10 protein-coding genes are annotated in these 14,147 nt (G+C 39.4%); 3 read left to right on the forward strand and 7 right to left on the reverse strand.

What is annotated here, in order from left to right:
• Positions 1 to 117: 117 nt before the first annotated feature.
• The 5 genes from LXL81_RS09535 to LXL81_RS09555 all read right to left on the reverse strand — a co-directional run bounded on the left by LXL81_RS09535 (position 118) and on the right by LXL81_RS09555 (position 9,119).
• Positions 118 to 1,689: a M56 family metallopeptidase gene (locus LXL81_RS09535; protein ID WP_234646548.1), complete on the reverse strand. Its 1,572-nt coding sequence runs from the start codon at positions 1,687 to 1,689 to the stop codon at positions 118 to 120.
• A gap of 13 nt (positions 1,690 to 1,702) precedes the next feature.
• Entirely contained in the window at positions 1,703 to 2,071 is a 369-nt protein-coding gene (locus tag LXL81_RS09540; RefSeq protein ID WP_234646549.1) for a BlaI/MecI/CopY family transcriptional regulator, read from the reverse strand.
• Positions 2,072 to 3,266: 1,195 nt separating this feature from the next.
• Positions 3,267 to 4,910, reverse strand: coding sequence for a TldD/PmbA family protein (locus tag LXL81_RS09545; RefSeq protein ID WP_234646550.1), 1,644 nt, complete (start codon positions 4,908 to 4,910; stop codon positions 3,267 to 3,269).
• A 55-nt stretch (positions 4,911 to 4,965) separates the two neighbouring features.
• Positions 4,966 to 6,297: a TldD/PmbA family protein gene (locus LXL81_RS09550; RefSeq protein ID WP_234646551.1), complete on the reverse strand. Its 1,332-nt coding sequence runs from the start codon at positions 6,295 to 6,297 to the stop codon at positions 4,966 to 4,968.
• Positions 6,298 to 6,347: 50 nt separating this feature from the next.
• Positions 6,348 to 9,119, reverse strand: coding sequence for a M14 metallopeptidase family protein (locus LXL81_RS09555; RefSeq protein WP_409013874.1), 2,772 nt, complete (start codon positions 9,117 to 9,119; stop codon positions 6,348 to 6,350).
• 216 nt (positions 9,120 to 9,335) lie between these two features.
• On the opposite strand from LXL81_RS09555, the gene LXL81_RS09560 reads away from it, so the two are divergent.
• Positions 9,336 to 10,181 carry a sugar phosphate isomerase/epimerase gene (locus tag LXL81_RS09560; RefSeq protein ID WP_234646553.1) on the forward strand — a complete coding sequence of 282 codons (846 nt, stop codon included), beginning with the start codon at positions 9,336 to 9,338 and terminating at the stop codon, positions 10,179 to 10,181.
• Positions 10,182 to 10,399: 218 nt separating this feature from the next.
• On the forward strand, positions 10,400 to 11,575 hold the full coding sequence (locus LXL81_RS09565; RefSeq protein ID WP_234646554.1) for a glycosyltransferase family 87 protein: 1,176 nt from the start codon (positions 10,400 to 10,402) through the stop codon (positions 11,573 to 11,575).
• Between the two features lie 30 nt (positions 11,576 to 11,605).
• On the opposite strand, the gene LXL81_RS09570 is transcribed toward LXL81_RS09565, so the two are convergent.
• Positions 11,606 to 12,001 carry a RidA family protein gene (locus LXL81_RS09570; RefSeq protein WP_234646555.1) on the reverse strand — a complete coding sequence of 132 codons (396 nt, stop codon included), beginning with the start codon at positions 11,999 to 12,001 and terminating at the stop codon, positions 11,606 to 11,608.
• A gap of 233 nt (positions 12,002 to 12,234) precedes the next feature.
• Here LXL81_RS09570 and LXL81_RS09575 point away from each other — a divergent pair, with 233 nt between their 5' ends.
• Positions 12,235 to 13,338, forward strand: coding sequence for a Fic family protein (locus LXL81_RS09575; RefSeq protein ID WP_234646556.1), 1,104 nt, complete (start codon positions 12,235 to 12,237; stop codon positions 13,336 to 13,338).
• A gap of 4 nt (positions 13,339 to 13,342) precedes the next feature.
• Here LXL81_RS09575 and LXL81_RS09580 read toward each other — a convergent pair whose 3' ends face one another.
• A complete protein-coding gene (locus LXL81_RS09580; protein WP_234646557.1) occupies positions 13,343 to 13,678 on the reverse strand; it encodes a hypothetical protein in 336 nt (111 codons plus the stop codon).
• Positions 13,679 to 14,147: the final 469 nt, after the last annotated feature.

The following is a 14,147-nucleotide window of genomic DNA, read 5'->3' on the forward strand; positions in this document are numbered from 1 at the left end:
TCGTAGCAACGAATTCTAAACTGCTCAGGTTTTACGGAATGTAAGGCCCGAGCAGTTTGATTCTGTTGAATATATTTTATTATAGACTATAAATCAATTATTAACATTAATAAATCATCAATTCCCCCTTTGTAACGAATCGATTCCTTTAATTGACAATCGTGCCCCACTGAATGAAAAACCGCCATATAATAAAGCATTCGTTTTCGGTGGATTATCTTCCGAAAAGTCGATTGATTTTTTTAAAAACTTACCAATTCCTGAAATAGTCTGAAGTGGAACATCCAGTGTTGCAACCTTTGGAGCAACATTGTAATATTCATTTCTAATTTCAATATCCGATTTCCTTCTCCCTCCCGCAAGAGCAGGATAAAAATCGATTCCCATGGTAATTCTTATAGCGATCGGTTTTCCGTTTTTGATAGCACAATGCCACTTGGGCATATTTCCTACAACTCGCAAAGCCTCTTCATCAATGCCATAACCCAGTCCTTCCACAATTTCTACATCACGCACATTTCCATTTTCATCTACCGTAAAGGCTACCCTTACTTTCCCTTGTATATCAGCAGCCAGCGCATCGATCGGATATTTCATTTGAGAATAAAAATAATTTTCGGTCTGTCGAAAGCTGTTTCCAAAATAAGCATTTCTATCCGGAACAAGTTTTCCGGGTACCGAATCATTTTTTGGTGATATCAAACTTTCATACCTTCTATTTGTTAGTGACTGTTTTGATTCATGTTGATTATCAGTTAAATAACCAACAATTTCTGCACTGCGACTTTCCAATAATTGTTTACTGAAATCTGGAATTTGTGTCAAATGTTCTCTGGCAGCTGTGAGAATGATGATCAAACCCAGGACCGGTAAAACCAACATATATTTGCTCACTAACCAACGTGGTGTACGGTTTTGAAAAATCATTTTTACGCGGCTTTTTAATAATGATGAATTAAAAAATGGATTGGATAAAGACTGAACCGGCGCATTAAACGAGTAGGAAATAAGAAAAGTAGCGTACTCTTCCCGATCAGTCGCTGGTGCATCGGCAAGAAATTCATGAACCTGCTGCATCGAAATTTTATAAAGCCAAAGCGCCGGATTAAACCAGAATAAAATTTTCAATAACTCTACGAAAATGATATCAATGCTATGTTTTTGCCTGATATGCACCAACTCATGTCTGAGCACATTTTCCAGACAATTTTCGTAATCATCCTGACTAATAATTAACCACTTGAAAAATGAAAAGGAACCTATCCTGCTCCTTTCATTTATGCTTTCCGGCAATAAGATTAAGGTATGATCATCAAACTTAGTGGCCTCTCCTTTTTTGATAAATGAAAACAGATTAGTAAACCCGCGAAACATATAAAATGTCATGATTGCTACACCAGCAAGGTAGATCACAAAAATAATCAGTGACCAATCCATATACTGACTGGAAATCTGACTTTCATTTGGCAGAACAGGGTTTAACGATATACTATATACGACTGGCGGGATCTCTTTTGTAGCCGTTTCAGGTATCTTGATTAATGGAAGAAACATGGCCAGGAACAAACTCCCCAAAAGGTAGGATCTGTTAAGAAAGAAAAACGTTTGTCTCCGAAAAAACAACCAGAAACATGCATAAAGAATGATCCAGAATAAATTAACTTTTGCCAGATAAATCAGATTTTCCATCACCAAGTCCGTTTTATTTATTGCTTTTTTGTTCCTTTATTAATTTTAGCAGTTCATCCAGATCGCTGACATTGAGATCATTATCCTTCACCAGAAATGAAACCATGTTTGGCAATGAGTTGTCAAAATAGCTGGCCATGATTTCCTTTACTTCGTGACGTTTATATTCTTCCTCAGATATCAAAGGATAATATTGATGGGTATTTCCGTAAGGTTTGTAACCTACAACCTCCTTTTTTTCAAGAATTCTAATCACTGTTGAAATCGTGTTATAAGCAGGTACCGGCGCTTTCATTTCAGCAATTATATCTTTGACAAATGCTTTTTTCAGATGCCACAATATCCGCATTACCTCCTCTTCTGCACGAGTTAGTGTTTTCATTTGTTTTGCACTTAAACAAGTCTTAAATAGATGTGTCAAATATACTACTATTTAATTAGTTCTAACAACTAATTAAATAGTTTATTTTCTTATGGTGTTATTTATTGAAGGAAGACTCACCTATCCAGAGTTGGTATGCCAGAATTAAAATGGAAAAACACAAACCATAAATTCAGATATAATAAAAAAACTCGGTAGTAACAGTTGCTTATTGTTCAGAAAACAATGCTAAAACAAAATGCCAGCTTTTTCAGGGCCGGCATTTGCACTTACGATTGATAAAGGAGGACTTTGTGTTACAAGTCTATCAATTATTTAGTAACCGGCAATGGATAACTTATTTAACGGTAATACACTTAACAATTTTTTTAAAACAAAAAAGATTAATAATTGGTAATCAATCATTTACATAAAATTTTTTTTAAGATCTTTTGCTTCAATAATTCATATGTTGATTTTAATTTTTTGCACTTTAAGGTGTTAATCAAATAGTAAAAATAAATTAACTGCTCACTTTATAAAATCCTGTAACTTACGTGATACCGGATTATTACTATAAAACAATGTTTCTAAAGTCTTTATTAAAACTTGCTGAAATCTTTTTCGAACATTTTGAATTGGGAACGATCAATTCAGACTTAGGCTTTGGCTAAAGCCGGCAGTATTCGGGTGACTCTCATACCCAGGGTTGAAACCCTTGGTTAGTATTAGAGATCAGGAGATTATTTTTTTCTTAGCAACTCCAAAACCCGATAGTAACTGGGTCTTGCGATTTGGTGTAAAACTAACCCAGGATTTCGACCTAGGGTAAAACTTGTTGATGTCTTGTTAAGAGATATTGAATTGAAAAAGATCAACTCAGACTAAGGCTTTGGCTGAAGCCGGCAGTATTCGGGTGACTCTGATACCCAGGGTTGAAACCCTGGATTAGTATTAGAGATCAGGAGATTATTTTTTTCTTAGCAACTCCAAAACCCGATAGTAAAACCTTAGGCCCCGCGATTTGCTCTAAAAACCTACCCAGGATTTCGACCCAGGGATAGTGATTTGTAATCAGGATTAAGATTATTCACAGACAGCTTTGAATCTGATAGTGAAACCACATGGTCCAGGATCTGGTCTAAAAATTAACCCAGGGTTTCAACCCTGGGTGGTCAGGAGCTCAGGACTTCCCGGGCTTTAGCCATTGCTTTTCTCAGACTTTTCTTGCCGTATTGATCACATTTGCTCCATCAAACCTTGAAGTAGAACTACCATGAGAAACACAACTGCTTTGTGACGGCTGGCCTTTTCCATCGAAAAAAGATCCTTCCACCCGAAAGTCACTATCGTCACAAATCTTTACACAGCTGTTCCAGAATTCCTGCGTATTTGACTGATAGGCCACATCTTTCAACATCCCGACAATCTCTCCATTTTTAATTTCATAGAAAAGCTGTCCGCCAAACTGGAAATTGTATCGCTGCTGATCAATTGAGAAGGAGCCGTAACCGACAATATAAATTCCCTTTTTAACATCCTTTATCATTTCTTCAAAAGACAATTTCTCTTTCTGCGGAGCAAGTGAGACGTTCGGCATTCTTTGAAACTGAACAGAATTCCAACTGTCAGCATATGAACATCCATGTGACTCCGTCTCCCCGATCATATGCACCTGATCGCGTGTCGCCTGATAATTCACCAAAATTCCGTCTTTGATCAAATCCCACTTTTTACTTTTCACACCCTCATCATCCCAACCTACCGCGCCCATAGAACCTGGCTGGATTTTGTCTGCAAAAAAGTTTACAATCTTGCTTCCATAATTAAAGTTTTTGGATTTCCATTTGTCCATTGTTGCAAAAGAAGTACCGGCAAAATTTGCTTCATATCCTAAAACCCTGTCAAGTTCCGTTGCATGACCGACAGATTCATGAATCGTTAATCGAAGATGCGTGGGATCCAGAACCAGATCGTATTTTCCAGGCTCTACGGATTTCGCTTTTATTTTCTCCTTGACCTGGACAGCCGCCAAAGTAGCGTCATCGATCATGTCATAACGGCTGTTAAACAAAGTCGTTTTTCTGCCGGTTATACGATCGGCTGGTTTGCTTTCCAGGTATTCGTAACCCATCGCTTTGGCTGTTCCCAATGAATTTCTGGTTTGAAATTGACCGCTGGCCTTATCAATTCCGGTAACCGTGAAGGTTGGCCAAAGCCGGTGAATATCCTGATCAATATAAGAGCCATCTGTGGAAGCGAAATATTTCTGTTCGTTCACCATAAACAATTGTGAATTCACAAAATCTGCCCCGTTTTTTTGCGCTGCCCCGTTTACGGCCATTAAAAGATCCACTTTTTCTTTGATCGGCACTTCAAACAGATTTTTGATTATTGGCGTTTTATAGCTCACTTCACCAAAACCTTTTTGCGCGGCCAGCTGAACTGGTTCAGCTAAAAGTTTGGCGTTCGCTTTGGCAATTGCCACGGCAATTTCAGCCGTTTTGGCAACTTCTGTTTCCGTTTTTGCCTCTCCCAACGAAGCAAAACCCCAACAGCCGTTTACGATCACCCGCACGCCTATTCCATACGATTCCGTATTCACAATACTTTGAACTTTGTCCTCACGGGTAATGACAAACTGGTTCAAATACCTTCCAATTCTGATATCTGCATAAGATGCGCCTTTTGCCGTTGCGGCATTCAGTCCGGCATCTGCCAGTCTTTTTTTGATATTTACATCAAGTCCCGGTTCCAGTAATACTTCACTGGCCACTAATCTTCCACCAGGTGTAAGTACAGGAATTATAAAAGCGCCGGCCGCGATACTTGCTTGCTGGATAAAATCTCTTCTATTCAAAACATTGTTTTATTTGAGGTTGAAAAATAAAATTGATGTTCGTTTTGATCATCAATTAAACAGCGTCCGACAAACTTGTAAATGTAAAATCGCGAATTTTCATTGGTGGGATCATGTTACCACCCGAGCGCATAGGTTTTCCCATGGCCTCAATATTATTGAGCATCACAATAGGACTTTCGTTAAACCGGAAGTTTTTGACCGGAAATTTGATCTTACCATCTTCGATATAAAAGGTACCGTCACGGGTTAGTCCCGTATACAAAAGCGTCTGGCGATCTACATCGCGGATATACCAGAATCTTGTTACCAGTATTCCTTTTTGCGTACTTTTAATCAGATCAGCAATCGATTCTGTACCTCCTTCAAAGATAAATCCTGAAGGAGCGGCAATGGCTTTGACACCCTTTTTCTCAGCCCAAAAACGGGAATAAAACATGTTTTTGACAACCCCTTTTTCAATCCACACCACCTTTTCCTGTGCTCTTCCGTCGACCGTATTGTCGCCAAGAACAAATGGAGTTCCGGGAATATCGGCATCCATCGGATCAGAATAAATCGTTATTCTCTCATCAAAAAGTTTTTCTCCAACACGGTTTCCACCCCCTTTTTTTGATAGAAAACTTCTCCCCTCGTCAGCACTTCTGGCGTCCATGTTGGACATCATATTGCGCATTAGCTCCGCCGCCGCAGTAGGTTCCAGAATGACGGTATACCTTCCCGGTTCAATAGCCTGGGCTGCTGTGGAAGCCATCGCTTTTTGCAGTGCGGTCTGGGTCAATGAGGCACTGTTTAATTTTGAAACGTCATTAAAATCACGAACCACATAACCGGAACCTTTTGCATCTTCCGTCCGAACCGTGATGGAGTAATCTACCGATGTCGTTTTGTAATATCCAAACAGTCCTTTACTATTGCCAATCGCTTTGAATCCGGCAGAATCTTCCAGATAACCGGCTGCAACCACTGATTTTTTTCTGCAAAGATCAATACTGTCTAGGGCGATTTGTGCTCTTTTATCGGGGTCAATGTTGGCAGTACTGTCAGCGAATGATTTGGTTTCCGGATATTTCTGGGGTCCCAACATACTGACGTATTCCGGATTTTCCGGTGCGAGCTTGGCAAGTTCTTCTGCTCTGGCAACCGTTTTTTTTATGGATTCTTCATCAAATTCATTGATTGTTGCCGTTCCGGTTCTTTTACCAAAAACCGCCGTCACAGCCAGCGAAACATTTCTGGAATCACCGCTTGTACTTACCGCATTTCTGGCATAACGAATGTTACCGACATTTTCCCCACTCAGACTCACGCTCATTTCATCTGCTTTCGAAAAAGACAAAACTTTATCTATAATTTTCTTTGCTTCCTGCTGTGATAATATGCCCATGTTACTAGTTTTTTTGAGACAAAAGTTGAGAGATAACCAGTAATCACCGACTATTTATAAAGCTCGTTAAACAAAAGTTTGAAAGTGCTGTGCGACTGTGCTCTGAAAATAATCTCCGGTCCGAAAGCATAGAGTTTCCCCTTCCCTACTTTGGCTTCAAAAGCAACCACACCGCCGTCCAGATAAGAAATCCCCCATGCCCATCCACTGCGAAGTGCTTTTTTACCTGAAACCCAGGCCAGCGGATTAACGCCTTTCAAAGCTGCATCCGGATCGAGTTTGAAAACCGGACTACTGCTGAAAACCATATCCGCAGTTGAAGCCATACCCCAGTTTGCTTTATTTGTCGTATCAACCGCAACCTGTAAAATACTTCCCGGGATGTAATATTTATCACCCGGCAACGGTTTTTCTTCACCTTTATTCATTTCAACAAGTGCGTTATGCACAGGCAGTTTAAGGTGGTAAGCCAGCGAAGTGCTGCTTCCCACGGTTACGACAGAACCGCCATCTTCCATAAATTTCTTTAAGGCAGGAATTGATTTTTCTGCTGTCAGAAATCCAAGCCAGGGGCGGAATTCTGCCGGAATTTCTGCTGCTTTCGGGTCTCTTGACCTCTTTGCAAGATCAGCGGTTTTAGCCGTTACCGCAGGAATGCCAGCTCCCATAAACAGTATCACATCATATTTGGAATGAAGATCAACCGAGTCAATATCTTTTGGATAGATCACTGTGAAAGCAAAATTATTTTGTTCCAAAAGCCAACGAACCCATCCCGATGGCATCGAACCGCCATACTGATCAAAAAGTGCGATTCTGGAAGGTGAGATTGGTGTTGTTTTACCCGGCTTAGATGATGCCGAAATCACCTTGATCCCATAATCCGTTGCAGCTTTTTCAAGAATTGCTTTTCCTTTTGCCCCAACTAAAAATGACCCCGCCGGAACTGAACCAGAAGCTTCTGTGATTCTGGAAACAGGTACTTTTGCCTTTAATAAATTGTTCACCGTCGTGAATGTATCATTATTCTGGCTGCTTAAAATATAACCGGCTTTGGCATCAGCCAGTTTATCAGCTTTTGGTTTTTGAAGTTCGCCATAAGGAACTGCTGCAAATGGGCCTTCAAATCCATTTAAAATACGGTCAAACTTTACACCCATTTGATAGGCAAGTGTCCAACCGGCCACGTCATAAGGTTTTAAGGGAGGTCCGCCCGGATATTGAAAATCATTCGGGTGATCCTGAGGCTCAAACATATCCAGTACATGCGGACGGAAAGCCTGATTTGTTTTAACAACGTAAGATCCGGCAGGATACTTTTTCCCTTCAACCGTGAAATCAGCTGTGGCAATATGAACCTGTATCCCTGATTTGATCAATGAATTAAGGAATTTAACTGCCGTTGAAAAATCAGGCTGCTGTGTGGTAATGATATAACCACGCGGATCTCTCAGCGCCGGATCCTTATAAACTGCATCAAAAAACCTGACGGGAACGCCAGCTCCCGGCCCATATTCATCGCTTCTTAAAGCCAGCAAGGAATCTCTTTTTGCTGCTGCGGTATCCTTTTTTACAACCTTTTTATCTGCCTCATAAGCCGATGTTACCGATGCAGAATATTTTGGAAGCATTGTCCAGTGATCCATATTTCCTCGGTCAATGGCATTTTTTCCCATTTTGTAAATATTATAAAGCAACTCATCACCTGATCTTCTCGCAAAATCAAAAACAGCATAATTAAGTGAAACCGAATAATCAATGGATTGTCTGAATTTCCAATCCTGCGGTGTCACCGGAAAAGGTGTGGAGTTATCAGGAATCAGTCTTTCAGGAACCAATGGAATTTTTGATGGCGTAGGTCCTCCGATAATTTCCGTCAAAATCCCTATCTGGTTATGGAAATAAGGTGCAGTACGAAGTCCGCCGTTCCACCAGGTCGAATAGTTGGAACCCGATAAACGCGTATAACCTGGTTTGTCTTCCATATTCAGACGGTTGATCATCGCAGCCGCAACAGCATCCAGACCGGTAATAATCATCGGATCAAAAACGTGGTTGAACGGATCCCGGTAAGGCGGACCAGCCAGTACACTTCCGTCGGGCCCGGTCTGATGGTGATTGTAAATAATCTGAGGCATCCATTCAATATATTGCTGACGCGAAATGTTAATGGTTTCCTTCATGTTGTTCATGTAGAAATCCCGGTTATTATCATGTCCGACGTATTTTTGATAGAGCCTTGGGATTTTCATGTTGCGCTTTTTCTCATCCGCATCTTTCATATACCAGTTAGATACCAGTTCCTGCCCGTCCGGATTTACCTGCGAAAGAAGAATAATCACATTATCCAGAATTGCCATTGTTTCAGGATCAGTTCTGCTAACCAACTGGTAATAGGTCTCAATCAGCTGATGCGCCCCAACCGTTTCCGTAGCATGAAGTCCGCCATCGATCCAGATTACCGGTTTCCCTTCCTTTGCCAAAAGTTTGGCAGCTTCGGGAGTGATGCCGTCTGCACGGGCCAGTTTTTGTGAAATTTCCTTGTAACGGTCAAGCTTTTTAAGATTTTCAGGAGACGAAACGATCAGCATATACTGATGCCTCCCTTCTTCGGTCAATCCGATATCAACCACCTTTACCCGGTTAGAAGCCGCTGCAACTTTTAAATAATAGGCCTCCGACTGGGTGTAAGATGCCAGATGATAATCGTCTCCGATATTGAATCCAAAATGTTCCTTTGGTGTGGGAATCGTCTGGGCCTGTGTTATTAAATTCGAAAATAGAAATAGTAATAGAAAATAATGGCAAATTTTCATTATCATAGGTTAAGTTAGGTAATTGGAGTGAATACAATAGATTATCGAGGTATTTTCGAAATACTATTTTTAAAAATGCTTTAAATTTGATGATAAACCAAATTTTTATTTTTGTATGTTATCACCTGGCTACATTTCCCGAAGCGGTAATCAAGCTTCTTTATAAATAAAAATTTATTTATAACTAGATTTGAAAAAACCATTATTCCCTGATCGCCGATTATGAAATCAAGTTCTTCTTTTATTACATTCCTGTTGGTATTTGTTATTTCCAGCTCCTTCGCTCAACGGAAGACCAATGCAACCGACGATTGGAAATTAGGCGTTGCGATGTATACCTTCCACACGGTTAATTTCCCGGACGCAATCCAAAAAGTGGACAGCGCCGGTCTACATTATATAGAGGGAATGACTTTTCACAAATCAGGTCCGGATTTAAAGGATAGCCTGATTTCACAATTATCACCTTCGGGAATAAAAAAATTAAAGAAGTTGGTTAATGAAAAAGGCATCAAAATCGAATCCATTTACATTGGAGGCGGCAAAACAGTGGATTCCTGGAAAAAGGAGTTTGAAATTGCTAAAAATTTCGGGGTGAAATTTGTAACTGCCGAGCCACCTGTCTCGATGTGGAAGAGTGTTGATAGTCTTGCAGGTGTATATGGAATGAAAGTGGCAATTCACGAACATTGGAAAGGTGTTAGCGCATATTGGCATCCTGATTCTGTCCTCGCAGCCATTAAAGATCACCCGAATTTCGGGGCCTGTGCAGATCTGGGTCACTGGCCAAAAAGTGGTATTAATCCTTTGGATGCTATTAAAAAACTGAAAGGACACATTCTTGCCGTACACCTGAAAGATATCGCAGCATTTAATAATCCTAAACTTCTCGATGTAACTGTCGGCACCGGTGTAGTAGATTTTCCCGGAATATTTGCCGAATTAAAGAAACAGGATTTCCGTGGTTACATATACATTGAAAAAGATGAAACGCAAAAACCGAGTAATCTGAATTCTGTGCTGGAAGCTGTTAAATATTATGACACCCAGGTCAGAAAATTAAAATAATTGTTGTGTTTTTTTATCTTATTAAACAGGCTGTTAGCTCATTAGAAACGATGTGCGATCAGCCTGTTTTGTTTATGCAATTATGAATTACAATCCCATCCTGTATTAAATCGCTGGTCTACGTTATTAGTAATAAATTAAAACTTCGGGGGTTTGCAGAACGAGCTGCTGAGGACAAAAAGTTATTATTACTTTTGAGAAATATTTTATCCCTGACAATGAAAAGTGCTTTACAATTTTTCTCAAAAGAGAAAATAATTCTTTTTGTTTATCTGCTTTCAAGTCTTGTTATTAGCATAATCTTTTATAATCAGGGGCCTCGCCGTTTTAATAATCTGATCATTTACAGGCAGTCATTTTTTCACTTGCTTGATCACAAAAATCTTTACCTTGAATATCCTTCGGAGTATTTTGATATCTTTTTATATCATCCCGCATTCCCCGTTTTTTTTAGTCCGTTAAGCCTGATACCCGTCTCAATATCCCTTATATTATGGACCATAATCAGTTCACTTTTTATCTTTTATGCAATCAGGATGCTGCCTGTTGCCGAAAAAGGAAAGGTATTTTTATATTGGTTTGTATTAATTGAACTGCTCAATAATCTGCATAGCCAGCAGACCAATTCCGTTATTGCAGCTTTGGGTTTATTTACATTTATTTTTCTTGAACGAGCAAAGCCGAAATGGGCTGCAATTTTTCCGTTACTGGCTTTTTGTATTAAGGGATATGGGCTTGTTTTTGCAGTGCTTTTTTTGTTTTATCCTGAAAAGAAAAAATACATTACCTATTCCATTCTATGGCTGGCAGTGCTGACATTGCTTCCCTTACCCCTTACCGGAACAGATTATTTTCAGCAAGTATATCAAAACTGGATAACCTGCCTGATTGACGATCATAAGGTTAATTTTGGATCGTCAGTGATGGGATTGATGAAATTGGCAATGCCGTCTTTTACTGAAAATGATCTCAGCAAAGTACAGATTTCAGGTCTTTTCCTTTTTGCTGTGACGATAAGCTGGAACTGGATTAGTAGTGCTAACAAAACAAAAAAACGGAGAATGCTTTTGCTGGCCTATACACTTTTGTGGGTAATACTTTTCAATCATGCCTCTGAATCTCCAACTTATATAATTGCGATCACAGGCGCAGGACTTTTTTTCATTGCCAATAAAAGCAGTCAAAATGTTTGGTTGAATTGGTTGTCTTACTTTGTTCTGGCATTTTGCGTGCTGGTAAACAGGGATTTTTTTCCATCATCATGGCCAATTGATGAAACAATACCACCGCTGGTAGTGCGTGTTTTGCCTTGTCTCCTGGTTTGGGGAATTGTTCAGATCCAGCTTTTTATACCTGCGAAAACAATAAGTGCTGCTGCGGAAGAAGATTTTTAAATTCCCCTGCTTTTAAATATAAGCTCCAATTTATTCAGAAATAGCTGCTGCAACCGCATCAATCTCAATCAGATATCCATGATGTAATTCCGGAACTGGGACAACGGCCCTTGCCGGTTTTGTCTCACCAAGCATTTCAGCATAGATCAGATTGAACGCCGGCCAATTTTCCACGCCTACCAGATATACAGTAACTTTCAGGAGATTGGCTGGATTTCCACCAGCTGCTTCAAGAATGGCCAGCAAATTTTTCATAGCCTGTCTGGCCTGTATTTCAAAGGTTTCATGAAAGGTATGTTTTCCTTCGGCCGTTACTGGCAACTGACCTGAAATGTAGATTTGTCCCTGATAGACAGTTGCCTGCACATAGTGACCGCCTGCCGGAGCAGCTTTATCCGTTTTAATAATTTTAATGGATGAACTCATTTTCAGCTTGATTTCTTTCAGTTTGTACACTTTACTATCCAACGATGTGTAAATCTACAAAAGTAAAACTGACGAGCTTTAAAGAATTACGATGACTGCTGTACCTTTTAAAAAGGATCAATACTTAGACTAAAAGCACTTTGGTATACTATCAAAAATTGTGAGCCGAATAATTAACCTAATCGGCTCATAATTTCAGTATATTTGAGCCGAATAGGGAAATTAATCGGCTCATGAAATACAATTGGCAACGGCCGGAATGGCCGCACTTTTTTTATAATGTTACAGATTTAGAAGATCTGCTGTTATCCTATGCCGAAGAAACCGGTAATATTTCCGGAATTCTGCAAGTTGCTACGGAACATGTAAAAGCCGAAAACCTTCTTGACATTATGGTTTCAGAAGCCATTAAAACATCAGAAATAGAAGGCGAGTATTTAAGCCGACAAGATGTAGTATCTTCTATTAAAAATAATCTGGGGCTCAATTCAAACCCGGTTAAAGTAAAAGATAAACGTGCCGAGGGAGTAAGTACACTAATGATCGATGTTCGTAAAACCTATTCCGAAGTACTTACCGAAGAGAAGCTTTTCGAATGGCATGTGATGTTATTAAGCGAAAATAAAGCTATCAATTCAGGAGAATGGCGCAAGGGAATGGCACCTATGCAGGTAATTTCCGGAACATTAGGGAAAGAAAAAATACATTTTGAAGCACCACCTTCCGAGAAGGTTCCACAGGAGATGCAACTATTCATAAATTGGTTTAATGAAACAGCCCCAGGAGGAAGCATGGAGATCAAAAGAGCACCTGTCCGTTCGGCAATTGCACATTTATATTTTGAGTCAATCCATCCATTTGAAGATGGAAATGGACGTATTGGAAGAGTATTAGCCGAAAAAGCATTATCCCAAACCTTGGAGCGACCGGTAATGATGAGTCTGTCCCGGAAAATTGAGGCTGACCGAAAATCTTATTATTCTGCCCTGGAAACAGCACAACGAAGCGATGACATTAGTGCCTGGATTCATTACTTTGTCCGTACAATCTATGAGGCGCAGGTGGATGCAAGAAAAATATTGAATTTCACTTTGCAGAAAACAAACTTTTTCGATCGGTTTAAAAAATATTTTAATGAGCGCCAGTCCAAAGCCATTAAAAAAATGCTTGAATCCGGACCGGATGGTTTCCAGGGCGGAATGACGGCAAGAAAATACATGAGCATTAACAAAACATCAAAAGCCACTGCAACAAGGGATCTTCAATATCTGGTAGATATTAAGGCATTAATAATAAGCGGTGGCGGGCGTAGTGTCAGTTATTCCCTATCCATTTGAAAATTTACGCATTCTCAAATTCGCTTCTAACCTTTTCATAAAGACTCATGACACGCATGGCCAGAGAAATACATTCTTCCGAAGTCATCTGATCTATGGTATTGATAATTGCATTAGCAGTTAATTTTCCGTCCTTATCAAATTTTGGCCCTTTCGCTTTGATCTGAATGGTGATACTCTCCCATTCAGGGCTTAAAGTATCTGAGAAATGTTTGGAAGTTATGATATTAAAATATGCCGCCTGGGATCTTAGATATTGTTTGGAAAGTAAAATGTTACTACTCAAACTTGCTACAAGTTTGGAAAGCTCTGTATAAACGAAAATGTTTGACTTAATCACAATGATGTACGTTGAGGGTTTAATACTCAAAGTTACATATATTGATTAAATACAATATACGTGCGTCTAAATAAATTTCCACTTCAAAGTCTTCAGCTAATTATTGGTCACTTTCATCACTTTCGATATTAATCACGTTAAGAAAAAAAATATTTTTCAAACAAATAACAAGTGACCGAAAGTAACAATTTTAAAATTAAAAATTACCGTAATTTCCTATCAACCGATGAGAGTTATACGCGATAACTTTTATTTTTTTTAGAATATAAATATCAGATAAGCACCAATCTTTTAAAGTCTGATTTTTAAAGAAAATCTGATCGTCGATTGCAGATTTTCAAAAAGTTAGGGCAAAGAAAAAGCTCCGGAAAATCCGAAGCTCTTTTACTAAATATTTCTCACAGTCTTATCTGGTAAGACTTGTAGTAAAATTACTACGATTATTGTAGAAATCCGAATTTCCAGTCAG

Origin of the sequence: Dyadobacter sp. CY356, assembly GCF_021440195.1 — a bacterium.
In the GTDB taxonomy this organism is placed as follows: Bacteria; Bacteroidota; Bacteroidia; order Cytophagales; family Spirosomataceae; genus Dyadobacter.

Excerpts from the sequence above, each read along its gene's own strand:
- LXL81_RS09540 (WP_234646549.1), bottom strand. The coding sequence starts at position 2,071 with ATGAAAACACTAACTCGTGCAGAAGAGGAGGTAATGCGGATATTGTGG.
- LXL81_RS09550 (WP_234646551.1), bottom strand. The coding sequence starts at position 6,297 with ATGGGCATATTATCACAGCAGGAAGCAAAGAAAATTATAGATAAAGTT.
- LXL81_RS09575 (WP_234646556.1), top strand. The coding sequence starts at position 12,235 with ATGAAATACAATTGGCAACGGCCGGAATGGCCGCACTTTTTTTATAAT.
- LXL81_RS09535 (WP_234646548.1), bottom strand. The coding sequence starts at position 1,689 with ATGGAAAATCTGATTTATCTGGCAAAAGTTAATTTATTCTGGATCATT.
- LXL81_RS09565 (WP_234646554.1), top strand. The coding sequence starts at position 10,400 with ATGAAAAGTGCTTTACAATTTTTCTCAAAAGAGAAAATAATTCTTTTT.
- LXL81_RS09570 (WP_234646555.1), bottom strand. The coding sequence starts at position 12,001 with ATGAGTTCATCCATTAAAATTATTAAAACGGATAAAGCTGCTCCGGCA.
- LXL81_RS09560 (WP_234646553.1), top strand. The coding sequence starts at position 9,336 with ATGAAATCAAGTTCTTCTTTTATTACATTCCTGTTGGTATTTGTTATT.
- LXL81_RS09555 (WP_409013874.1), bottom strand. The coding sequence starts at position 9,119 with ATGATAATGAAAATTTGCCATTATTTTCTATTACTATTTCTATTTTCG.